This window comes from Terriglobus roseus (assembly GCF_900102185.1).
Classification (GTDB): Bacteria; Acidobacteriota; Terriglobia; order Terriglobales; family Acidobacteriaceae; genus Terriglobus; species Terriglobus roseus_A.
In genome coordinates this window covers 865,448-890,142 of record NZ_LT629690.1, presented here as the reverse complement: position 1 = coordinate 890,142, position 24,695 = coordinate 865,448, and the positions used below count along the sequence as shown (strand labels likewise).

Here is a 24,695-nt window from a genome sequence, read left to right as displayed (position 1 = left end):
AACTCCTTCATGGAAGTTCCGGCAGACGTAACTCTTTACCCCTTGGAGGCTGTGTTGACCCGTAGACCAATTTCATCCCGAATCGTGAATCAAGCCACCCGAATGGCAGTGGCACTGACATTAGCACGTCGTATCTACCTCCCGCTATCAACCGTATGTCTCATGTCCGCCGCCGCCCTGAGCGCAGCAGGACAGGTCGTCACCGGCGACATCCTTGGCACCGTAACCGACTCCACGGGAGCCGTGATCCCGAATGCGACGGTACGCATTGAGAACACCGGGACGCACGCCGCACAGGAGGCGAAGTCCGGCGACAATGGCGGGTACATCTTCACCCATCTTCAGCCGGGCAACTACAAACTCACGGTAACGGTGCAGGGCTTCAAGACCTTCAGCAACTCGTCCCTGGATCTGGTCGCTGGAGATCGCGCTCGCGTCGATGCAGCCATGGCAACGGGCGGCAGCAGCGAGACGATAGAGGTTACCACCCAGCCCTCCGCTCTACAGACCGACAGCACGAACGTAGGCTCGACCATCGACAGCAAAGCGGTGGCTGAGCTGCCGCTGAACGGGCGCAACGTCTATGGACTGGTACAGGTAGCTCCTGGTGTGAACGCGGGCGCACCGAACTCACTGACAAGCGGAACGCGACCGGATGACCGGCGGCAATCATCATCAGTTTCCGCAAACGGTCAATACGAGCTGGTGAACAACAACCTGATCGATGGCCTGGATAATAACGAGCGTTTCAAGGGATTGATCCTTCTGCGGCCCTCGGTAGAAGCCATCCAAACCGTACGTGTGGACACAAACACTTACACGGCAGAAGTCGGACGTACGGCGGGCGCAGCGATCACCATCCTGACGAAGAGCGGAACGAACAAATTTCACGGCTCGGTATATGAGTTCTTCCGCAACGACAAGACCGACGCACGCAACTACTTTGCTCGGACCAACGTGTTGCCGCGCAAGCCAGAGCTGCGACAGAACCAGTTCGGTGGCAGTGTAGGCGGTCCCATCTTCAAGGATCGGACATTCTTCTTCGCGGATCTAGAGGAGTTTCGGCAAGTGGATGCCACTGGAACCGTGTATACCTCCACAGTGCCCACGGCTTATCAGATTGACCATCCTGGCGATCTTTCTGACGTAGGCGGCCCTGTAGTGACAGGACTGGATTCAACGGCGCTGGCTTATTTCAAGCTGTATCCAAAGCCGAATCAGGCAGGCACCAGCTTCATCCCCGGCACCAGCGTGCCAACCAACAACTACCTCTACAACCCTGCAAGAACGCAAAATACAACGCTTGGTGACCTGCGCATCGACCAGCACTTCCACAACGGCGATACTCTGTTTGGCCGATACAGCTACAACAAGGTGAACACGTTCATGCCTGGCCAATTACCCGCGGTCGGAAACATTGGTCCAGGCGGACAGGCTGGGACCTATCCGGGACTCTCAGAGATCACGACGCACAACGGTCAGTTGGGTTATACCCATGCCTTCACGCCAAATCTTCTGTTAGAACTGCGAGCTGGCTATACTCTGTTCCGCGATCACGTAAACCAGTTGAACGCTGGACAGAACCTGAATACCGGCGGCGCGTATAACATTCCCAACGCAAATGGCTGCATCGGCTGCGATGGTTTGGCTCCCGTTTCGCCGGGTGGCGGATGGACAGGACTGGGCGACGCCACATTCCTTCCCATATTGTTAAACGAAGGTGCGTATCAGTACGCTGGCAATGTCACTTGGGTACGCGGCAATCACACCATCAAATTTGGTGATGCGCTCATTCGTCGACAGGTGAGCAACCTGCAACAGAACTACGGCAAACCAGCCATCAGCTTTAACGGATCGACACCGATTGCCACGCTCACCAACTTCTTCCACGGTCAGCCATTCAACTATCAGCGCCAGGGTCTAACGCGGCGTCCGCATGTACGGACGTGGGAAGAAAGCGCATTCGTGCAGGACGACTGGCGTGCGTTGCCGAATCTCACGTTCAACATGGGCGTGCGGTATGACATCTTCACTGCACCGAACGAGAAGGACGGCTACTTCAGCAATCTGGATCTGAACACAGCAACATTGACGGTAAACAGCACAGGCGGCATTCGCACGAACTACTCGAATGTATCCCCTCGATTTGGCTTCGCCTACACGGCAAGACCCACACTCGTGCTGCGCGGCGGTTTCGGCATGAGCTTCTACGCAAACGACGTGCAGAACGCTTTCTATCTGCAGAATCCGCCATACGCATTCGCTACAGGAACGTTGACCAGCACCACACCAGTGTCACAAGGAGTTCAGGCATTCCCCAGCACAGTCTCCACGACTGCGTTGTCTGGCGCGGTGTGGGCCAAACCATACAACTATCGCAACGCTTATGTGGAGCAGTTCAATCTGCTTCTCCAGAAAGACCTGGGCGGCAATGTCATTACGGTGGGTTACGTGGGTGAGCTTGGCCGGCATCTGAATGCACAGATTGGCAACTATGACCTGCCTGCTCCAAGCGGCAGCAGCATCGTGCCCGCACTGCGATACGCAACACAGTTGCCGAACGTAAATACCATCCAGTATTTCGGCAGTTTTGCAGTCTCGGCGTATCACTCATTGCAAACCAGTTTCGAGCGACGCCTGAGCCACGGTCTTACTTTGAACGCGAACTATACCTTGGCACACGCGATGGACAACACCAATAACCAGGGCACTGAAGGCGATGGCGGATACGGTCTACAGCCAGCACTCATCAGCACGTATGACTATGGCAACTCCACACTGGATGTGCGTCACCGCATTGCTGCCACCGCGAATTACGCCATTCCGTTCCGTGGCGGCAAAGTAGCAAATATGTTCCTTGGAAACTGGCAGGTGAACGCACTCGTGTTCTGGCAGACGGGAACTCCACTTGCGATCACCAGCAACGTGACACAGAATGGACGAGCCTACATCAACCTGCCGACAGTGACTTCCGATCGTCCCAACCGGGTCAAGGGCGTGTCGCTGTATTCGTCCAGCCGCAATGTCCTGACCGGTTTCCTCAATCCGGCAGCGTTTGCACGGCAGCCAATTGGCACGGCTGGAAACGTGGGTCGCAATGTGGTGTATGGACCGAATCAGCGTCGCGCCGACCTGTCACTCTTTAAGACGATCCCTCTTCATGAGGCGCTTGCGTTACAGTTTCGTGCGGAGTGTTTCAACATCTCCAACACGGCGAACTTTGCTCTGCCCGGCGGCACAATTACCAGCTATGCTTCGACACCGGATGCATCTGGCAATTACGTAGCCACTGGAAGCGGAAACTTTGGCGTAACCACATCGACTGCTGCAGGTTCCGCTGCGCGACAGTTCCAATTTGCCGCGAAGCTGACCTTCTAATAACAAAGGAGTGCGTGGGCCCGTGCTAGTTTGCGCGGGCCTGCACCGTTTCCTGTTGTCGAATTTTCGAGGATGCATGAGCAACGATCGACGTACGTTTCTAAAAACAATGGCCGCGGGGATAGTGTCGCCAGCGATGGCCGCTGTTGCCGTTTCCCCCACGCTGGGAGCCGCCGCACAGGCAACAAAGCCGAAGGCGCGACCCAACGTGCTGCTGATGATCTGTGACGATCTTGGCTACGGCGATTTGGGATGTTATGGGTCAAAAATCCCGACGCCGAATCTGGACCGCCTCGCCGCAGACGGCATGCGTTGCATGCGGCATAACTCGGGTCATCCCATCTGCTCAGCATCACGGGCCTCGTTGCTGACAGGACGTTATGCCACGCGAAGCCACACCAAGGGTGCATTGTTCCCGAAACAGGCAGGCATGGATCGCGAAGAACAAACCATGGCCGACCTATTTCGCGCAGGCGGATACAAGACACATTGCATCGGCAAGTGGCATCTGGGAGATATCGCCGGGCACTGGCCGACAGATCGCGGCTTCGACAGCTTCTATGGCGTTCCCTACAGCGACGACATGCAGCCGCTACCCCTCGTGCGAGGCACCACATCACTGGAGGCCGATACCGATCGTGATGAGTTGACGCCGCGTTACACAGAAGAGGCTGTAAAGCTCCTAAACCAAACAGGCAAAAGCCCATTCTTCCTCTATCTTGCATATTCCTATCCGCATGATCCCGCACGCGGATCGAAGGCGTTTCGCGGCAAATCGAACTTTGGCGATGTCGGAGACTCAATCGAAGAGATCGACTGGAGTGTGGGCCAATTGATGAACACATTGAAGACCAACGGCCAACTCGACAACACCGTGGTGATCTTCACCAGTGATCATGGACCGTGGTTTCAAGGCAATCCGGGGCTGGTACGCGGTCGTAAAGCCTCTACATTCGAAGGCGGCTCACGAGTTCCCTTCCTAATGCGATGGAAAGGGCATGTACCATCGGGAGCAGTAAGTCAGGAGTGGTCGAATCACTTGAACCTGCTGCCTACGTTGAGTGCGTGGTGCGGCCTACAAAAGCCAAAATTGCCACTGGATGGCGTGGATTCGAGTGCACTCTTCCTGCACGGTGCGCCTGCTCCAGAGAAGCCAGTGATCTACTTCTCAACCGTGGGGAACGCGAATATTCACTGCATCCGCGTGGGATCGTGGAAGCTGCGGGTAGCGCAGTCGGACGGCCAGATTTACATCAATGACCGGCCCGGCTCTACAACAAACTATCTGCTACCTCATCCGGAGTTGTACAACCTTGATCTGGATCCAACAGAAGCGTACGACGTGGCGAAGAAGCACCCCGATGTGGTCGCGCGATTGCAGGGAGAGTTAAAGTCGCTTATCCCAACATTCCCGGACGATGTCATCAAAGCGTGGCAAGAGATGCAAGGCCGCGTATGCAGTGTTACGACCCCCCCGGGAGCCGTTCCGAGAATCGTAAAAGGTCCATTGCCATCATGGGCATGGGAGCCAGAAAACCGTCGTGATTGAGAAACGAAAAAAGGAACGCATGGGGTGCGTTCCTTTTCGCCTTTAGAAACAAAGATTTCTTCAATCCATGTTCAGATAACGCCCGTAGGAAATATGGGAAGCCCCTGCTTTCTTCTTGACACGTGCGACGACCACCTCCTATAGTCAGCTAACGGTAACGTACACGCTCTGGAATAACGTGCGTTTCCGAGTACTTTCTTGGAAACTGGCTGGATTGATTTTGGCACTTGGGAAGGTCTCTGAACGATGACGCAACGGATCTTCAACCAGGAGATGTCGCCTGACTCCATTACTGCGGGAAAGCTTGAACTGCCCCTCGCCCCATCATCAGAGCAAGGCAAGGTGAAGGCTTGGAGTGAGCCGGTCGACATGCTCACCTATCTCCCGGCAAAGCCAGATACCAATCCACTATTCCTTGAGAAGCGCGTGTATCAAGGCAGCAGCGGACGTGTGTATCCCCTGCCCGTGATTGACTCCGTCTCAACGAAGCCGGAGATGCGATCCTGGCAGGCTGTTCACATCGAGAACGAATTTCTGCGCTTGATGGTCATGCCGGAGATCGGCGGTCGTATCCACGTCGGTCTGGACAAACGCACAGGCTACGACTTCTTCTATCGCCAGAATGTGATCAAACCTGCCCTCGTGGGACTTGCAGGCCCATGGATTTCCGGCGGCGTGGAGTTCAACTGGCCACAGCATCACCGCCCTGCCACCTTCATGCCGGTGGAAGTTTCCATCGAACGGTCCGACGACGGCTCAGTGACCATCTGGTGCAGTGACCATGACCCCATGGCACGAATGAAGGGTATACACGGTATCTGCCTTCATCCTGGCAAGGCATATGTTGAGGTCAAGGTTCGTCTTTATAACCGCACGCAGGACACGCAGACATTCTTGTGGTGGGCAAACGTGGCCACGCGTGTGCACGAGAAGTATCAATCGTTCTTTCCGCACGATGTGCGATTTGCTGCAGACCACGCCAAACGCGCCATCACGGAATATCCACTCAGCAAAGGCCATTACTACGGTGTGGATTACGCAGAGCGAGCACGCAATGGTGTTCCCGTTGACGAACTTCCCTCGCAGTTCATACCAGATGGCTCATACCCTCCGAACGATCTCGGCTGGTATGCCAACATCCCAGTTCCTACCAGTTACATGATCGTAGGATCGCGCGAAGACTTCTTCGGAGGCTACGACCATTCCGAAGACACAGGCACCGTGGCCTACGCGAATCACCATATCTCTCCCGGTAAAAAGCAGTGGACGTGGGGCAATCACGAATTCGGATATGCGTGGGATCGCAGCTTGACGAATAGCGATGGGCCGTACATCGAATTAATGTCAGGCGTGTATACCGACAACCAACCAGACTTCAGCTTTCTCGCTCCCGGGGAGACGAAAACCTTTAGCCAGTTCTGGTATCCCATCAGCGAAATCGGCACACCGGACCTTGCAAATCTCGACGGAGCGTTGCGTCTGGAAACGAACCTCCAGAATGTCACCGTTCATGTGCAAGTGACTTCCGATCGTCCTGCAAGCAGAATCTCCGTGCTTCGAGAAGGTGTCGAATTAGCAGCCTGGGATGCTGATCTTCTCACGACAAAGCCCCGACACTTTCACTCCGCAGTAGACGGTGCTGTCGATGCACTTGAGGTCCGCGTATCGCAAAGCAACAACGTCTTCATGCGGTATGCCCCGGCAGAAATTGTTCCGGTAGAACAACCAGACGTTGCCACGGAACCACCGCTACCGCAAGACGTAATCAGCAGTGACGAACTCTTTCTGAATGGCCTTCACCTGGAACAGTATCGTCATCCCACACGTGCTGCTGAACCATATTGGCTGGAAGCTATCCGGCGCGATCCCGGCGACAGCCGCTCAAATCACGCGCTTGGTCGTTCCTGCATGCGCCGCGGCGAGTTTGAACGTGCAGAAGCATATCTGCGCACCTCGATTGCTCGCTTAACCAAACGCAACCCAAATCCAGGTGATAGCGAGCCTTTCTACAACCTGGGACTTACGCTGCGATACCAGGACCGAACCAACGAAGCCTATGATGCCTTCTATAAGAGCACCTGGAATGCAGCATGGCGCGGTCCGGGCTATCTTCGTCTGGCGGAGATCGATTGCACTCGGAAGGAATGGGCAAAGGCGCTGGATCATCTTGACCGTTCCTTGCTTGCCGAAGGTGACAATCTAAACGCGCTCAATCTAAAAGCTGTCGTACTGCAGCGATTGAACCGCTCTGACGAAGCCGCGGCACTCATTGCGCAGGTACGTTCGCTCGATCCATTGGATGAAACAAGCCGCTTTCTGCAATCCGGGCATGCACCATCCGACGCACAACGCCAGATCGATCTGGCATTCGACTGGATGCGCGCTGGCCTCTTAGAAGAAGCTCTTCGAGTAATCAACGAAGACGTTCCGGATCACTTCGACGGCGGCTCCACGCTTCGCCTGTATCTGCGTGCAGATATTCTCCGACAACTTGGCCGTGAGGACGAAGCGAAAGCAACAAGTCTGCACGCAGCTCTCGCTGATCCTTCTTATGTCTTCCCTAATCGCTTGGAAGAGCTGCTCCTCTTTCAGCGCGTCATCGCTGAAAACCCTGTTAATGCGCATGCCTACTACTATCTTGGCAATTTTCTATATGACCGTCGCCGTTACGACGAAGCGATCGCACATTGGGAACGCGCTACGGAGTTTGATCCTGTGTTTCCGACTTCCTGGCGCAACCTTGGCTTCGCACGATTCAACGTGAAGCATGACGCTGCGGGTGCGGTTAACGCATTTGCGCACGCCCGTGCGCTAGCACCCCACGATGCTCGTATCGCATACGAGCAGGATCAGTTGTGGAAGCGTATCGGCACACCGTTGGAAGAACGCCTGAAGAATCTTCTCGATCACACAGATCTGGTAGAGCAGCGCGATGACCTTTCCAACGAGTTAGCCACGCTGCTAAACAGTACCGGCCACCCCACGCGTGCACTCGATCTGTTACTGGGTCGTAGCTTCGGCCCTTGGGAGGGTGGCGAAGGCCAGGTGCTGACGCAGTACGTCCGCTCCAACCTTCTGTTGGCGAAACAAGCCCTCAACGATGGGAAGGCTTCCACTGCAGTCGCTCTGCTGGAACTCGCAGCAAACCCGCCGCAAAATCTGAGTGAAGCCAAGCATCTGTTGATGAACCTGAGCATGATCGATTACTGGATGGGCATTGCGCTGGCGGCTGCGGGAGATACCGCACGCGCAACCTGCGCACTGGAACGAGCAGCGAATCACAAGGGTGACTTCCAACAAATGCAGGTGCAATCCATCTCTGAAACAACATACTGGACTGCCAATGCATTGTGTGAGCTGGGACGCGAGCGAGAGGCAGCCAACATCTTTCATTCAATCGATGGCTATGCGACGAAGCTCGAGTCAGAGACGCCGAAGATCGATTACTTCGCAACTTCACTTCCGGCAATGCTGCTCTTTGAGGAAGATTTGAAGGAACGCCAGAACATCACGGCACAGTTTCTGCATGCGCAAGCACAGCTTGGATTGGGCAACAAGGCGCAAGCAAAACATCTTTTAGAAGAAGTTCTCGCAAAAGATCGTGCGCACTCTGGTGCAATTGATCTTCTTGCAACCCTTGCATCGGAAGAAGGCTGAGTATGCAAGGTCCCGCCATACACACAACAGAGTCTTCCATCCTTGTACCAGCGGCACGTAGCATCTACGTCTGGGTTATTGCGATCGTTGCGGCGCTTGGCGGACTTCTCTTTGGCTATGACTGGGTTGTCATTGGTGGCGCACGCGAGTTCTACGAGATGTACTTCCATCTCGTATCCCCTTCGCTGATTGGATGGGTGAACAGTTGTGCACTTGTAGGATGCCTCATCGGCTCGCTTGCAGCAGGTTCCCTCGCTGAGCGGCTGGGACGCAAACCCCTTCTCCTTGTCGCAGCGGTGCTGTTCGCAGTCTCGTCTGCCCTAACCGGATGGTCTTATTCACTGTCGGCCTTCATCACGTGGCGCATCGTAGGTGGCGTTGCCATTGGTCTCGCCTCCAATGTTTCGCCGCTGTACATCGCTGAGATCAGCCCCGCGCACCTCCGCGGCAGATTGGTGAGCCTCAACCAATTTGCGATTGTCATCGGCATTCTGCTAGCGCAGATCGTGAACTGGCGCATCGCTCGTCCCATTCCCGCGGGCTTGAGCGCAGCACAACTGATGACCTCATGGAATGTTCAGTATGGCTGGCGATGGATGTTTACGGCAGTGGTGATACCGTCGTTGGTGTTCACCGTAGCATCGCTCGTTATACCGGAGAGCCCGCGCTGGCTGCTGACTCGTGGACGCAACAAAGAAGTACTGGAGACACTCGCGAAGATCGGTGGCAGATCATACGCAGAAGCTGAATGTTTCAACATTCAGACTGCCATCAAGCAAGAAAGTGCAGCCGGACCTTCCACCTGGAGTGAACTCCTCCATAGTTCTGTGCGTCGCATTGTTTTCATTGGCATCGCGTTAGCCGTTCTGCAGCAGTGGACAGGTATCAACGTCCTTTTCAACTACGCAGCAGATGTTTACAAGAGTGCAGGTTATGGCGCGAATGACATTCTGCTGAACATCGTCATCACAGGTGCAATCAATCTGGTGTTTACCATCATCGCGATGCTGTTGGTAGACCGTGTGGGACGCCGTTGGTTGATGCTGTTTGGCTGCGTCGGCATCGGCATATCGCACCTGGCATGTTCGTTCGCGTACACGGCTCATTGGCCCGCCATCGCAATTTTGTTTCTGACACTCAGCGCCATCGCTTGTTATGCTCTGACCCTTGCCCCAGTAACTTGGGTCTTGATCGCAGAAATCTTCCCGAATCGTGTTCGCTCGCAGGCTGTCTCCATAGCAGTCAGCGCGCTATGGCTTGCCTCCTTCGCCTTGACGTATACCTTCCCTTTGTTGAACCGGGCATTGGGGACGGGCGGCATCTTCCGGACCTACGGCGTGATCTGCCTTCTGGGATGGGCGCTGGTGTTTTTCTTCGTCCCTGAAACCAGAGGACGCAGCCTGGAACAGATTGAGCAGGCGCTGGCCCGACAGTGAGAATCGCCCTTGGCACTTTAGATCTCGGGAATCGAAATTTCGAGATATCTTCTCTGGCGGAATGAGACAATGTCACCCATCCTGTCAATTGCTATGTAAGCAAGGAAGAGCATGTCTGAATCAAAAGGAACAGCCGGAATCAAAGAAATTGCGCGAGCACTCAATGTGTCCATCGGCACGGTGGACCGCGCATTGCACGGCCGAACCGGCGTTAGTGAAAAGACAAAGACACGCGTGTTGCAGATGGCGGAGCGTATGGGCTACACGCCCAATCTCGCCGCACAGGCGTTGAAGCTAAATCGCAAACTTTCCATTGCAGCGATTCTTCCTAAACATATTTCGCACTTCTTCGACCCTGTGCGTGCAGGTATTCGCGCTGCTGCGGCAGCGACGGTTGGCGTTCAGGTTTCCGTTGAGTTCCACGAGTATCCACGGCTGGGCGTAGGCGATGTGGAAGCATTTGAAGGTGCTCTGAAACGCCACTACGATGGCATCATCTTTCTCCCTGGCGACACGCGCAAGTTCGATTCGCTAATCCGTACGCTCTCGCGTAGTGGCACTGCCATGATGTGCGTGGGGAGCGATGCCCCGAACACAGACCGCATGGGATCGGTAGCTGCACACGCTTACGTTAGCGGCTCCATCGCAGCAGAGTTACTGGCGATGAAACTGCCACAACGCTCTAATGTAGCGGTTTTCAGTGGCGACTTGTTCACGATGGATCACGCAGAGAAGTTGCGCGGATTTGCAGCAACGCTCGCGGTACAGGCTCCGCATTTGATGCTGCTGCCAGCATTGGAAAGCCATGAACAACCAAAGCAGGCGTACCAGCAAGCGCTTGCATTGATGCGCGGCAAGGATCATCCGCAGGGTATCTATCTCAGCACGGCGAACAGCATGCCCGTGCTTAAGGCGCTTGACGAATTGAATCTGCTCGGCAAGGTGCAGATCGTTACAACGGATCTGTTTCAGGAATTGATCCCGCTGATCGAGTTTGGCAAGGTAATGGCCACGCTCTACCAACGCCCCTATACACAAGGCAAAGTCGCATTTGAAGCGCTGCTCCGCTATCTACGAGGCGATGACAAGTCACACCCATATGTGCGACTTGCTCCGCATGTAGTCTTCCGCAGCAATCTCCCGCTCTTCTCCGGCCACATTGTCGATATTGACGAAGAGATCGAAAGCGAATTGCCGTAATACTTCACGTCGTAACCGGGCTGTCGCTGTGTTCAGCCATCTGTATGTGAAAGCTCTCCATGCCATCTCAAGTCGATCGCCACATACTGCAATCGGATCACCTCGCAATCGAAGTGCGACCGCGAGAAGGTGGTCGTATCGCATCATTGCGCAGCCCCTACTCCGGGCTGGAATTTCTTACGCAAACGCAGCCGGACCACATACCGCCTGAGCCAAGCCTGAATGCGGAATTTCGCAATGGTCCATGCGCCGGAATTGAGGAATGCCTTCCTACGGTAGCTCGTTGCGATGCTTCCACGGAAGGAGGAGCTGCCCCTGACCATGGCGACTTCTGGCAGCTCCCTTGGGATGTGAAACATACCGACGACCGCAGCATCACGCTTTCTGCCGACGGCTTCAGCCGCACACTGCGTTTCACGAAGCATCTTGCGGTCAACGACGATACGCTCCGTGTGGACTATTTCGTAACGAACGTCGGCAGTAGGTCACAATCCTTCGTTTACGCTTGCCACCCCTTGTTTGCGGTGGACCAAGGTGACCACATCGTGTTGCCAACTGGAGTCCACTCATTGCGGCTCGATTACTCGCGCGGCAACAGACTGGGAAACCGCGGCGATGTGGTTTCGTGGCCCGTTACAGCATCAGGAGTCAGGCTGGATCGAGTCGGCAGTGCAGACACAGGACACGCTGACATGCTCTACACGGAGCCCGTAGACAACGGGATCTGCAGCATCCTTCGCCACTCCACAGGACAGTCACTTGAAGTTCTGTTCGATCCGGGAACGCTTCCCTATCTTGGCATCTGGCTCTGCTATGGTGGATGGCCGGACAATGCAAGCGACAACCGTCAATATGCCGTAGCACTAGAACCTACTACATCACCACACAACAGCCTGAATGCAGCTCAACAGGCGCAAGCGGCGAAGTCCCTCCGGCCGGGAGAAGCATTCAAGTTTTCGATCTCGTTCGGTGTGCGCAATACTCCTGAGCGGTTTCCAAAATGATGAAATAACCCTTTGGGCAGGTTGTTTTTCACCAGAGCCACCGCGAGAGTTCGGTCTTTATCGTGTACGAACACGGCTAGCACTGAAAGCTTGAGATACCTATTACTCGAAAGCCCGCTAGCCGAAACGAAGCGGTGATATCAGACATACGCACTTTTACCTGAAAGTGGTTGTCTAGCGTTATGCTGTCGGATTATTGTGTACGTTACCGTTCCTCTTACGCAAAAGCGGAACGATCGTACAGGAGCTTTCATGCACCGCAGATTTGCCGCCCGTTTTTGCTCTTTTGCCTGCCTTGCCTCTCTTGCAACCACTGCATGCGCTCAGCGCCCAACCGACGCCATTCACGTGGACGACGTGAGTCATGTCTTTCGCATTGACGCAGGAGACATGACATATGAGTTCGGAGTGAATGAAGACAAGCGCCTCCAGACGATCTACTGGGGAGAGCATCTATCTGAGAAGGATCATCCGCAGTCTCCGAAGGCGTCCCAGGGAATGTCGTCCTTCGATTCGTCGCGGAATACCACGCCTCAGGAATTCGGTGCATGGGGTGGTGGACTTTATGTCGAACCAGATCTGAAGATCACCTTCCCGGACGGCAATCGCGACCTTGACCTACGCTACGTAAGCCATAGCATGCATGATGGTGTGCTCTCCGTGCAGATGAAAGATATTTCTCTGACAGTAGTCGTTACGCTGCAGTACAAGGTGGATGATGCAACGGGCATTGTGGGGCGTCGCGCTCTCATTGAAAACGGAACGGGCAAGCCATTCATCATAGAATCTGCAAGCTCTGCGACGTGGAACCTGCCACGCGGGACAAACTACATTCTGCGATATCTCTCTGGCCGCTGGGCTGGGGAGTGGACAGTGAACGACCAGAATGTAAAACCAGGAAAGACAATCCTCGAAAGCCGTCGCGGGACCACCGGTGCGCAGAACAATCCGTGGTTTTCCATCCGTAGGAACGACACAACGGAAGAGAACGGCGAAGTGTGGTTTGGTGGCCTCGCCTGGGGTGGTTCGTGGCAGATCGCGGTGGAACAGGATGCCGTACAACAAGTGCGCGTCACCGGTGGCTATAACCCCTTCGACTTCGGTTATCACCTGAAGGCAGGCGCAACACTGGAAACACCGTGGTTCTACGCGGGTCATACCTCACACGGACTGGGCGATGCATCACGAAGAATGCACCGTCTTGAGATGGATACGCTGGTTCCTCATGCACCGCACGAGAAACTGAGACCGGTGCTGTACAACTCGTGGGAAGCAACCGAATTCAAGGTGGACGAAGCCGGACAGGAAGCACTCGCGGAGAAAGCTGCAGCCATAGGAGCGGAACGCTTCGTCATGGATGATGGTTGGTTCGGAGCGCGTAACAACGATCATGCTGGGCTAGGCGATTGGACAGTGAACCCGCAGAAGTTTCCCAACGGCCTGAAACCGCTGATCGATAAGGTTCATTCTCTGCACATGGACTTTGGGCTGTGGGTCGAGCCAGAGATGGTGAATCCTGATAGCGATTTGTATCGCAAACATCCTGACTGGGCGTTGAACTTTTCCGGACGACCACGTACCGAAGGCCGCAATCAGCTTGTGTTGAATCTTGCACGCGAAGACGTGCGGCAGTATGTCTTCACATTTCTCGACAAGCTGCTTACAGAGAATGATATTGCCTTCCTTAAGTGGGATTACAACCGCAATTGGTCTGAGCCCGGCTGGCCCGCTGTTGCTCCAGAGGAACAGAAGAATGTCTATGTGGACTTCATTCACAACTTTTATGGCATCCTCGCGGAACTAAGGAAGAAGCATCCAAATGTCGAGATCGAATCGTGCTCCGGCGGTGGCAGTCGCGTGGATCTGGGAGTGATTGGCTTAACAGATGAAGTCTGGCCTTCGGACAACACGGATGCTTTCGACCGTCTGCGGATTCAGAATGGGTTCACCCAAGCGTATGCTCCTGGCATCATGATGGCCTGGGTTACGGATTCGCCCACATGGGTAAACCAACGCACACTATCGCTCCCCTATCGCTTCCTTTCTTCGATGCAAGGTTCGCTTGGCATTGGTGCGAACCTTACGAAGTTCACGCCCGAAGAGTTAAACACTTCGCAGAAGATGATTGCCGAGTACAAAAACATCCGCGAGACCGCGCAGCGAGGCGAGCTTTATCGCCTGGTATACCCCACCGATGGCAGCGAAGAAGCAGTTACCGAATCCGTGTCGCGCGACAAGCAGCAGGCAGTCCTCTTTACCTTTTTGCATTCGAGCACGGAACTCTATCCCTATCCGCGCGTCTTTCTTCGTGGCCTGGATCCGGATCGTATTTATAGCCTTAGTTCGATCTATGGCAAAGCTAGCGACGAAACGCCTGCATCAGCAACGGGTTCATACTGGATGCACCATGGAATCAACATTGAGCTGCGTGGCGACTTTCAAGCAGCTGCATTTGTATTGCAGGGAGTAAGCCATTGAGTACGCGCCGCGAATTCATTGCAGGCGCTGCGGCTACGGCCGCAATTGCCACAGGTAAGCCATTTCAAGCGCCAGCATCATCCAGCGCAAACCCAGCAACTACCCTTTGGTACAGCCAGGAAGCAAAACAGTGGCTGGAGGCTTTGCCGCTGGGCAATGGCAATCAAGGCGCCATGATCTTCGGCGGCGTAACGACAGAGCGGCTTGCGCTTTCCGACTCCACTGCTTGGTCCGGGGCTCCTAACGAGCATTCTGTCAATCAAGAAGCGAAGGCGCATATTGCTGAGATTAGGCAGCTGCTGTTTGATGGGAAATATGTCGAAGCGACGCAGCTAAGCCGCAAATATATCGCAGGCCGCGCTACAAACTTCGGCACGAACTTACCGCTTCCCGATGTGTTAATCGACTTCGAATCGCCGTCTCATCCCATTACGGATTACCGCCGCACACTCACTCTGCATGATGCCGTGGCAGAAGTATCCTTCCGATCGGGAGGACAGAGTCACTCGCGAGAAGCATTTGCATCGCATGCTCACAGGCTGATTGCCTATCGCATCGCGCATCCTAGCTCGTTCCGCGTTCACTTCGCCGCGTCACAACTCCCGTTCACGGCGCACACCGAAGGCAATCGTTTGGTCTTGCTCGGCAGGGCGGTTGAAACCAAGCATAGCGACGGAAAGTCTGGCGTTGATTTCGAAATCCATGTAGAAGTCATCACACAAGACGGACATACCGAACGTAACACCAATGGCATAACGGTCAAGGAAGCCCGTACTGCAACCATCCTTATCGCGATCGCAACTTCCTTCCGTGGCAACGATCCAAACGCAGCCTGCCGACAAACTCTGACAGCCGCGCGCAGCTTGTCATACGAGAAGCTGAAAGAAGCACACATCGCAGATTATGCGCCGCTCTTCCGACGGATGTCGTTCCGCTTGGGCAACGATCCAAACGCCAACAAGCCCACAGATATGCGAATCAGCAATGTGAAGAAGGGAGCAAGCGATCCTGGATTGCACGCACTCTTCTTTCAATTTGGGCGCTATCTCACAATCGCAGGATCACGTGCTGACTCACATCTTCCGCTGGCTCTGCAGGGCATCTGGAATGACGGTCTCGCTGCTGCGATGGGGTGGACCGATGACTTCCACCTGGATATCAATACAGAACAGAATTACTGGGCCGCGGAAGTCTGCAATCTATCAGAGTGTCAGGCGCCGCTCTTCCGCTTCCTCGAGTTCCTGCGCAGCGCGGGTCAGAAACCGGCAAGAGAGATGTATGACGCTCCTGGCTGGATTGCACATACCGTTACCAACCCATGGGGCTACACTGCTCCGGGCGACGTGGGATGGGGCAATTTTCCTGTTGCGGGTATCTGGCTTTCGCTGCAACTGTGGGAACACTATCGCTTCACTAATGACAAAATGTTCCTGCGGCAAACGGCCTTCCCTATCTTTCGCGACGCAGCCGAATTCTTCCTGGCATATATGGCTACAGAGCCAACGCATGGATGGCTGGTAACAGGACCATCTGAATCGCCAGAAAACGCTTTCAAAGACCCGCGTGGCGGCAACGCCAGTGAAAGCATGATGCCCACTGTGGATCGAGTGATGACGTTTGCGCTCTTCGATATCTGCGAGCAAACATGCAAGGTTCTTAATTTCGATATGCCACTCGCCGAACGGGTAAAGACTGCAAAGGCAAAGCTACCTCCGCTCCAAATTGGCAGCCATGGTCAATTGCAAGAATGGTTGCATGACGTTGAGGATGCCTATCCGAATCATCGCCATACATCGCACTTGACGTCTCTCTATCCGGAATCGCAAGTGGATGTTCGAACCACTCCCGCGCTGGCGCACGCAGCAGAAATAACAATTCAACGTCGTGTCGCGGCGCCAGACTGGGAACAGACGGAATGGGGTCGCGCCAATTTCATGGCGTTCTATGCTCGGCTGTTGAAGGGTGATGAGTCAGTTCACTATCTTAACGATTTGCTCTCGCATGCCACGGGCAATAACTTGCTGACCTTCTCTCAGGGCGGTGTCGCTGGGGCTGAACAAAACATTTTCGCAATCGATGGCAATACCGGTGGAACAGCCGCAATGGCAGAGATGCTGATGCAATCGCAACGAGGCGAAATTGAACTTCTGCCCGCTCTGCCAGACGCATGGCCCGACGGCGAAGTGCGAGGGCTATGTGCACGCGGAGGTTATACCGTCGACATTGCGTGGCAGAACGGCGCGCTGATCCATGCAGCCATTCGCAGCCGCTTTCCTGAAGCTATCCCCGTTCGCTATCGTGACTCAGTGAAATCGTTCAATATAACGGCAAACGAGACGCTACGACTGCGTCCCACGATGTTCAAGTAACAGAAAAGCGCGGCCCTAAAGCCGCGCTTTTCTGTCGTGGCACTCTAACTTCACTTTGCAGGAATGAAGCGTATTGCCGCTCCGCCACCTGGCGCAAGGTTCAGATTGAGCGTTGAATTCGATGCGACGGAAGCCTTGCGGATGTTGACATGCTTCGGTTGCGTTGCCGCATCGGCGCCATCTTCGTACACCTCAGCCGTATAGTTGCCGTTGCCAAGAAACTTCAGTGGCACCTTCAGCTCTCGCGGTGTCCAGTTGGTCGTGCTGCCCAGATACCACTCGCTGCCGTGGCGTCGCGCAACGATAGAGTATTCGCCAACATCTCCACCTAAAACGCGAGTTTCATCCCACGTTGTAGGAACATCCTTCAAAAACTGGAACGCGGCAGCGGCTTCGCCTTCATAGTTTTGTGGGCTGTCGGACACCATCGGTACAGGATTTTCATACACGACATACAACGCAAGCTGCTGCGCACGCGTTCCCATCACCTGAGGCGATGCATTGCGTGCAACAAAGCTGGCTTCTGTCTGGCTGTCGAATGCGCCCGCTGTGTAGTCCAAGGGGCCCACTAGGGCTCGCGTCCATGCAAAAACTGATCGATCCACGGGGCTGTCGCGCCTGCCCACCTTATTGTTCTCGAGTCCTAGTACTGCCTCATAGCTCATCACGTTGGGATAGGTGCGCATAATACCCCACGGCGTATGACATCCATGAAAATCCACCATCAGATGATGAGCGGCCGCTTCGCGTGCCACGTCGTAGAAGAACTGAATGCCTTCCTGATCGTCACGATTGACAAAGTCAATTTTCATGCCCGCAACGCCCCACTTCTCGTAGAGAGGAAATGCTTCTTTCATCTGTTCCATAACAGCAGTGGAGTAGAGCCAGATCCACACCTTCACGTGCTTCGTCGCTGCGTACTTCACCAACTCTGGGATATCGACTTTTCCGTTCATTTTGGTGATGTCTCCACCAGACCATCCTGCATCCAGAAAGAAATACGGGAAGCCAGACTTCGCAGCAAAATCCACGTAATACTTCATCGTCTCTGTGGTGAACTGCGAATTTCCGGATTCGCCTTTGGCGTTCACGTTATCAACCCACCAGTTCCACGAAGCCTTACCTGGCTGGATCCAGTTTGTATCCTTCACACGGCTAGGTGGATTCAAATCTGTTTGCAGATTGCTCTCCAGCAGTTCTCCCGGTGTATCAGCGATACCAAGCACGCGCCACGCGGAATGATGAGGTAGCGTTCCGGTAACAGCAAATGACGGATCATCCCATCGCGGAGATAACTTCACACGCAGCATATGTCCCGCCCAATTCCCAGTGGGATTTGTAACGTAGGCTGAGCTGTTCCCTTCCAAATCAGCTTCCATCAATGAAATCCATGCATCACCCGGTTGGTGCAGCAACGTAGGCATGCCGATGAGGAAGTGGCTAGAAACGCCGCCCTGATTGCTCAGCGCGGATAGGTTGTAGCGAACATATTCGCTTTCGTAGCTGGATCGATAATTCGGTAGCGCCAATACCCATGCGGTGTCGTCCTGGCTAAAGCGAAACTCCGTCTCTTCATCCCGCAGACGAAGCTCTGTATTGCCACGCGGCGGAGCGGGAAGCAGATAACGGAAAGCAATACCGCTGTTGTATGCGCGCGCCTCCACAACAAGACTGCGGCCATGCCCGTTCGAACCGGGTTCTCTCACCGTCAGCGAAAGCACGTTATAGGCATCGTGAACATGGCTCACCTTTGAAAACATGAGCGGATAGTCGTCGATCCCACTCGATGACTTTGTATCTGCAATTGTTACGTTCTCTCCCAACGAAAGCTGATCATCCAGTGCAAGTCCCATTGCCGAAGCATCGATGATTGGCTTTCCCTTGAACGTAACCGAATACTGAAGCTGTCCGCTTCCCTGCGTTGAAAGCGGCTTCGAGGTGTTTACAGAAAACGTCATAACCAATCGCCCATCGGGTGACTGCAAACGATTGGCCTGGGCATGTGTCTGCTGCACCGCCCCCAAGGCAAATAATCCAATCAAAACCCAGTGTTTCGTCATTGCGTGTCCTCTCACGTTGCGCAGTTGCTATATAAAGTCGGAGCAGTTGCAGAAACTGACTTGCATTCCACCACAAAGAAAGGACAGAACGTAACTCGTTACGTTCTGTCCCAAGTTGGAGGTACTCCTGCTTAGAAGTAGAACTTCGCCGCAAGCTGGATAAAGCGAGCATCCGGAGTGTTTGCACCGAAGCTCTTGGGACCGTCAATGCGGCCACCTGATACTGGGTCATCGTTCTGGACGCCCGGATTGCCCCAGGTTGGGTGGTTGAATACGTTGAAAACATCGGCGCGCAACTGGAGACTCTGCTCACGCCAGATGGTGAAGTTCTTGAACAGCGATACGTCATTCCGCCAATAGCCAGGGCCATAGACGATGTTCTGTTTGCCGCCAAGGAACTGTGCCACCAGGTTGGGATCAGTTACACCCGATGCATAACGGCAAGCCACACCGCTTTGCACCGTACCAACAGGCGATCCCGGAGCGCAGATCAAGTTACCCGCGTTCAGCATCCCCATTGGCTCCGCCAATGAGCATGGGTTATACCAATGCGCCTTGGTCTTCGTTTGCGTGGGGCATGGCGTACTGCTACTTCCCAGTGTTCCCGGAATGCCTGGATCTCCCGTACGGAATGGATCGGTTACAAGTACCGGACGAGAGCCTGCACCGGCGACATTGGATGTAGTTGTTCCCATGCCGAAGGGCGTTCCACCTTGTGCAGTAAAGGTGTCGCTAATCTCCCACCCACCCAGCACAAGATCCACTGCGCGGTTGCTCTTCATGTACTTCCGGCCACGTCCGAATGGAAGCTCGTAATGACCGTTCAGCGTGACGCGATTGCGCACGTCGTACGACGAGTTGGTGTATTCGAACTTAGGCCCACCAAGCAGGTAATACGTACGGGTTCCAACAGCCGTGGATAGGCCGCCTGAAGAACTTGTGTTGTCCATCGCATGGCCCCAGGTATAAGTGGCCAAGAAGTTCAACCCATTGGAAAAACGCTTTTCCAGTTTGGCTTGAAGCGAGTTGTAACTGCTGTAACCGGTGTACACCGTCGCACCAATGCCGCCCAATGTTGGGAAGGGCTGATACGGCTGTGTATTCAATCCTGCCTGATACAGCGCGACATTGGAGTTTTGCGCGAAGTAGGTTGTCAGATGGCGAGATTCATTGCCGACGTACGCAATCGAGCTAACCAAGTTGTTGGACAACGCATACTGCACTGACAGGCTGTAGTTCTGCGTGTATGGCGTCTGCAGGCTTGCAGGAGTGGAATGGAAACCAGGAAAACCTGTTGCCGCAGTAACAGGTGTCAACGTCGGCAACCCTGTTTCCAACGTGTAGGGGAATGGTGTCGAGCAGTTCCCTACGGTGCAGCTCTGCTCAGGAAAGCTCTGGGAAAGGCTATAGGGATAGTTTGCTCCCAAATTTCCGTTGCCGTTGCTCTCCAATCCACCATAGAAGATACCTACACCACCGCGCAGAACAGTCTTCTCATTCGCCTTGTATGAGAATCCAAAACGAGGTGCGAAGTTTGTGTTCTGCGAGGTAACTAGGCGATTATTCCCCACATACTGAATCTGCACATTGTTTGCAGCCAGAGTGTTGATGAATTCCGGTGCAAGCGTCACGCTCTTCTGCGACGTTGGCAACTGGAATACGCCCGCCCCAGTCCCCTGTCCAATCGCAGTGGGAATGAAGTTCGCCTGACGATCCCGCGACTCCGCCAAAGGTTGATAAAAGTCCCAACGCAAACCGATGTTGAGTGTTAGGTTCGGCGTAAGACGCCAATCATCCTGCGCATACGCGGAGTTGTACCACTGCTGATCATGAATGCCTGGAGCGTTCGTGATGTACGCGCTGGCCACACGTCGAGATAAGAAATCCGCGACACCGGAACTCAAAGACGTTCCTGGGATCTTCGTGTAGTGACCGTTGAAGGTGAAGTTCCCACGAGGACTGTCCGCATAGGTGTAATAGAAACGAACATTCTGGAATGCCACGCCGAACTTCATCGAATGCTTGCCTTTGATGTAGGTCAGGTTATCCAGAATCTGGTACACGTTCTGCGATTCGCGCGATGTGCCGGTGGAACCGAATTGCGACAGGCCAACGGCACCGCCGATCTGCACCAACGGAAGACCGCAGAATCCGGGAACGCAAGGAACATTGCCGAAACCCAGCGAGCTAGCGATGGTTCCGTTGAAGCCGTTCGGTGTGTCGAAGTTGAAGACGCCCCAGTTGTAACCAAACCGGAATTCATTGATCAACGACGGTGTGAAGGTATGCGTATAAGACCCCATACCGTTCTCAGCAAGATTGCTCTGGATATATCCGCCGTAACCACTGCCATCAAGAACAGGACCAAGAGGAAGGGCGCTCTTCACGATCTGATGGACATAGCTGAAGCGTCCGTACAACAGATCTTTTGGGCTAGCATTCCAGTCGACACGTTGATCAAATTGCGTGGTGCTGTCCAGACGCGGCACATTCTGAACATAGTTCTGTTGAAGTCCCGATCCGTTATTCGGAGTGGGATACATATTCAAAATCTTCAACGCGTTCTGATCGATATCTGCGGCGCACATTACGTTTTCTGCGTTTCCGCATGGAGCACCCAAAGGTGCCGCCCCGTTGGTGTTCGGTTGCTTCAGGTGAATCGGCTGGTTGAAACCGCTGACGGTTGGATTCAGCAACTCTGTGAAGTTGCCCTGCCGCTCCAACGCAGATGGCACCATAAGCCGATTCACCTGCGCATTAGTGATCCGGTTTGCCTCAACGTCACCGAAGTAGAACAGCTTGTTTTTGATAAGCGGGAACCCGATGGTCGCACCGAACTGGTTCTGATGAAAGCGCGGAACGGAAAGGGCATTCCAATCCTTTGCATTCATCTTGTCGCTACGAAAGTATTCCCAGAAATTGCCGTGGAGCTGGTTCGTTCCAGACTTGATGCTGGCGTTCATCACAGCGCCGGCGGAGTGTCCAAACTCTGCGGAATAGTTGCTCGTCTGGATGTTGAACTCAGCCAACGCATCCGGTGGGGGCCGCTGCACAAACGTGGCGCCGTTCAGAAAGTCCACTAGGTTCGTGTTGTTATCGACGCCATCAAGGATGAAGTTATTTTGCGTGGCACGCTGTCCGTTGGCAATGAAATCGCCCTTACCCGATCCGCGTGTATTACCAAGCGAAGGAGTGACGCCATTCGTTAGCTGTGCAATGAACACCCAGTTGCGGCCGTTGAGAGGGGTTTCGTTGATTGTCTTAGCTTCAACAACCTGGCCGACGGCACCCGTCTGCGTCTCGAGAAGAGGAGGAGCCGTTGAAACTGTCACCGTCTCTGACGCTCCACCAACCTTCAAAGACAGATTGACTCCCACGCGAGACTGAATATCTACCTTGATGTTTTGTTGTGTGGTCGTCGCAAATCCGGCAGCGGCTGCGGTGATGGAATAGCTACCGATCTTTACCGGTTGGAAGGTGTAAAGCCCCGCCGAGTTTGTCGTTTGCGTAAGCGCAAGCCCGGTATCCACTGCGGTCAGGGTGACCGTGGCACCAGGAACGACGCGACCTTCGGAATCGTACACGATTCCCGTAACTGCTCCTTGGTCTACCTGGGCCAGGAGTTTCCCCGTGGGGAGGAGGATCGCGAAAAATGCGAACAACAGGCCCAAACACAAGGTCTGCGCCGCTTCGCACCTCTGAGTTATCAATGTCTGCATGGTGGCCTCTCAAAGTGGACGCCTGCGCATCTTGGCAACCACTCATAGCCGGAAAACGTATACGTTAACGCAATACAGTGTCAATAAGAATCACTAGATTCTTAAATTATTGGGTAATCTCGCTCGCATTTCTACGTGTACGATAACGTTTACTAAAATCTCACCGACTAATCTGCAAGTCCAGAAGTAAATCGAGGGAATGTCCGGACGTGGTCCATCCCCGTCCAGGATGGATCGCTCCGGCTCTGAATCCATGGGGTTTGGATCGAGTTAGGGATCTGTGGGAGGACCGCTACGCGGGTATCGCCATCTATGCATGCGAGCATTTGGCGGCGATGTATGGCTGATGATGTTTATTGCTTCGCATGTACTCTTTGTAGGCTGACGATCAAGCCTCGGCTCGCCCAATCAGCCAACGAACGGAAACAGATATGGATGATCCACACCTGATGTCGAGAGGCGCAGCTAGCTGCGAGTCACTTCAAGAGAGCGCTACCACTCGGAGGTCTGGAGGCCCATATATATCTTTGACCAAAGGGCGATCTGTAGTTGCAAAGAACGCTGCCAAGCCAGGTGCATCCGCGTCACGATGTCATCGGGATGCCCTTTCGCAATCAGGTAAGGACGGATCGTCTCGTTAAGCACGGGGACAAAGGCAACGATGTCACGGTAAGGAACGAATGGCGTCGATTCAACGCCATCAACGGCGTTCTTCTTCAAGCTCGTGTGGCGAACCGCAATCTCTTCCTGATAGTTCAACCATTCCTGGTCATATTCGCGGAAGCACGTATCCAGAATCCACTGTCTGAAACGGAGGTTGCTCTTTGCGAGGTAGTCCGGCAGTGGCTCGTTATCCAGACTCCTAGAGTGTCTGGCAAGGTTCGGAATGCCAGCAATGATGCCGCTACGCCAGTGCAAAACAATCGCTTCGGTCTGATCTTGTAATACATCTCCTGCCATCCGAAGGAAATGGACATCCTCATCAGTGAACCCGGCGGTAACCTTGAGCGCCTCAAGTTCTTGAAGAGTGACTGAACTCTTTGGAATAGAACGCGTGTCGTAGTCGTATCCAGGAATCGAATCCGCAATCTTCTGCATTGAAGTCTCCAGGACAGTTAAATTCCTCCCCTTCAGCACACAAACATATTCATGGTCTTTTCATGTTTCCAGTGAGCTGATTTCAGGAATGCTTAAGGAAAGCATTCCTAGAATCCAATATCGGTCTTTTGTCCGTGTTGGAGTTCTACCTTGATGCTCACGCGCCTACTACCTGTGGCAATTGCTTTTCTTATCTCAGCATCGACCACGGCTGCACAATCAACGCCTGACTTCCTTGCAAACAATACTGTCTTGATCGTTCGGCATGCGGAGAAGCCCCTCAAGGGACGAGAACTAACACCTCAGGGAGAGGCTCGCGCCAGGGCATATGTCCAGTACTTTCAGCATTTTCATAATCATGATGAGAGCTTCGGAATCGACGGCCTTTACGCCGGCGCCGACTCAGAGGAGAGCATGCGGCCTCGACTCACGCTAGAGCCGCTACATGCTTCTACTGGCATGGAATTGCACTCCACCATTGGTACCAAGGAAAGTCCACGACTTGTGGCGGAACTACGGACCACACAACACGGCAAGTATCCGCTTATCTCCTGGCGTCATGGACAGATCCCATCGCTACTGGAGGCTTTTGGTGCATCACCCGCTCAGTTGCTGCCCGAGGCCAAATGGCCCGATGAGGTCTTTGACTGGGTCGTCGTTTTGCACTTTGACAAGACCGGGAAACTCGATTCCCAAGAACTGATTCACGAAAATCTTACGATTGCTCCGCAGTAATTCTGTGACGCA

At 54.1% G+C, this 24,695-nt stretch carries 12 protein-coding genes; 9 read left to right on the top strand and 3 right to left on the bottom strand.

Annotated elements, in window-relative coordinates:
• Nucleotides 1-162: 162 nt before the first annotated feature.
• The 8 genes from BLT38_RS03880 (at nt 163) to BLT38_RS03845 (ending at nt 17,071) form a co-directional block, all read left to right on the top strand.
• Nucleotides 163-3,378, top strand: a complete 3,216-nt coding sequence (locus tag BLT38_RS03880) for a TonB-dependent receptor (protein WP_172838135.1) — start codon at nt 163-165, stop codon at nt 3,376-3,378.
• Nucleotides 3,379-3,454: 76 nt separating this feature from the next.
• Nucleotides 3,455-4,927 carry a sulfatase-like hydrolase/transferase gene (locus BLT38_RS03875; protein ID WP_083344002.1) on the top strand — a complete coding sequence of 491 codons (1,473 nt, stop codon included), beginning with the start codon at nt 3,455-3,457 and terminating at the stop codon, nt 4,925-4,927.
• A gap of 246 nt (nt 4,928-5,173) precedes the next feature.
• Nucleotides 5,174-8,584, top strand: a complete 3,411-nt coding sequence (locus tag BLT38_RS03870; RefSeq protein ID WP_231966723.1) for a DUF5107 domain-containing protein — start codon at nt 5,174-5,176, stop codon at nt 8,582-8,584.
• A 2-nt stretch (nt 8,585-8,586) separates the two neighbouring features.
• Entirely contained in the window at nt 8,587-10,020 is a 1,434-nt protein-coding gene (locus tag BLT38_RS03865) for a sugar porter family MFS transporter (protein WP_083344001.1), read from the top strand.
• Between the two features lie 111 nt (nt 10,021-10,131).
• Complete coding sequence (locus tag BLT38_RS03860) at nt 10,132-11,220, top strand: LacI family DNA-binding transcriptional regulator (protein ID WP_083344000.1); 1,089 nt, start codon at nt 10,132-10,134, stop codon at nt 11,218-11,220.
• Between the two features lie 59 nt (nt 11,221-11,279).
• Nucleotides 11,280-12,224 (top strand): hypothetical protein, encoded by a 945-nt coding sequence (locus tag BLT38_RS03855; protein WP_083343999.1) that lies wholly within the window; start codon nt 11,280-11,282, stop codon nt 12,222-12,224.
• Nucleotides 12,225-12,476: 252 nt separating this feature from the next.
• A complete protein-coding gene (locus tag BLT38_RS03850) occupies nt 12,477-14,702 on the top strand; it encodes an alpha-galactosidase (protein ID WP_083343998.1) in 2,226 nt (741 codons plus the stop codon).
• Entirely contained in the window at nt 14,699-17,071 is a 2,373-nt protein-coding gene (locus BLT38_RS03845) for a glycosyl hydrolase family 95 catalytic domain-containing protein (RefSeq protein WP_083343997.1), read from the top strand. Before BLT38_RS03850 ends, BLT38_RS03845 begins: the two co-directional genes overlap by 4 nt.
• Before the next feature lie 50 nt (nt 17,072-17,121).
• On the opposite strand, the gene BLT38_RS03840 is transcribed toward BLT38_RS03845, so the two are convergent.
• The 3 genes from BLT38_RS03840 to BLT38_RS03830 form a co-directional block, all read right to left on the bottom strand.
• Nucleotides 17,122-19,131: a glycoside hydrolase family 97 protein gene (locus tag BLT38_RS03840; RefSeq protein ID WP_083343996.1), complete on the bottom strand. Its 2,010-nt coding sequence runs from the start codon at nt 19,129-19,131 to the stop codon at nt 17,122-17,124.
• Nucleotides 19,132-19,262: 131 nt separating this feature from the next.
• Nucleotides 19,263-22,715: a TonB-dependent receptor gene (locus tag BLT38_RS03835; RefSeq protein WP_231966722.1), complete on the bottom strand. Its 3,453-nt coding sequence runs from the start codon at nt 22,713-22,715 to the stop codon at nt 19,263-19,265.
• A gap of 627 nt (nt 22,716-23,342) precedes the next feature.
• The gene (locus BLT38_RS03830) at nt 23,343-23,948 is read right to left on the bottom strand and encodes a protoglobin domain-containing protein (protein ID WP_083343994.1); all 606 of its coding nucleotides are present in this window, start codon (nt 23,946-23,948) and stop codon (nt 23,343-23,345) included.
• A 153-nt stretch (nt 23,949-24,101) separates the two neighbouring features.
• On the opposite strand from BLT38_RS03830, the gene BLT38_RS03825 reads away from it, so the two are divergent.
• A complete protein-coding gene (locus BLT38_RS03825; protein ID WP_197674928.1) occupies nt 24,102-24,683 on the top strand; it encodes a hypothetical protein in 582 nt (193 codons plus the stop codon).
• Nucleotides 24,684-24,695 lie beyond the last annotated feature (12 nt).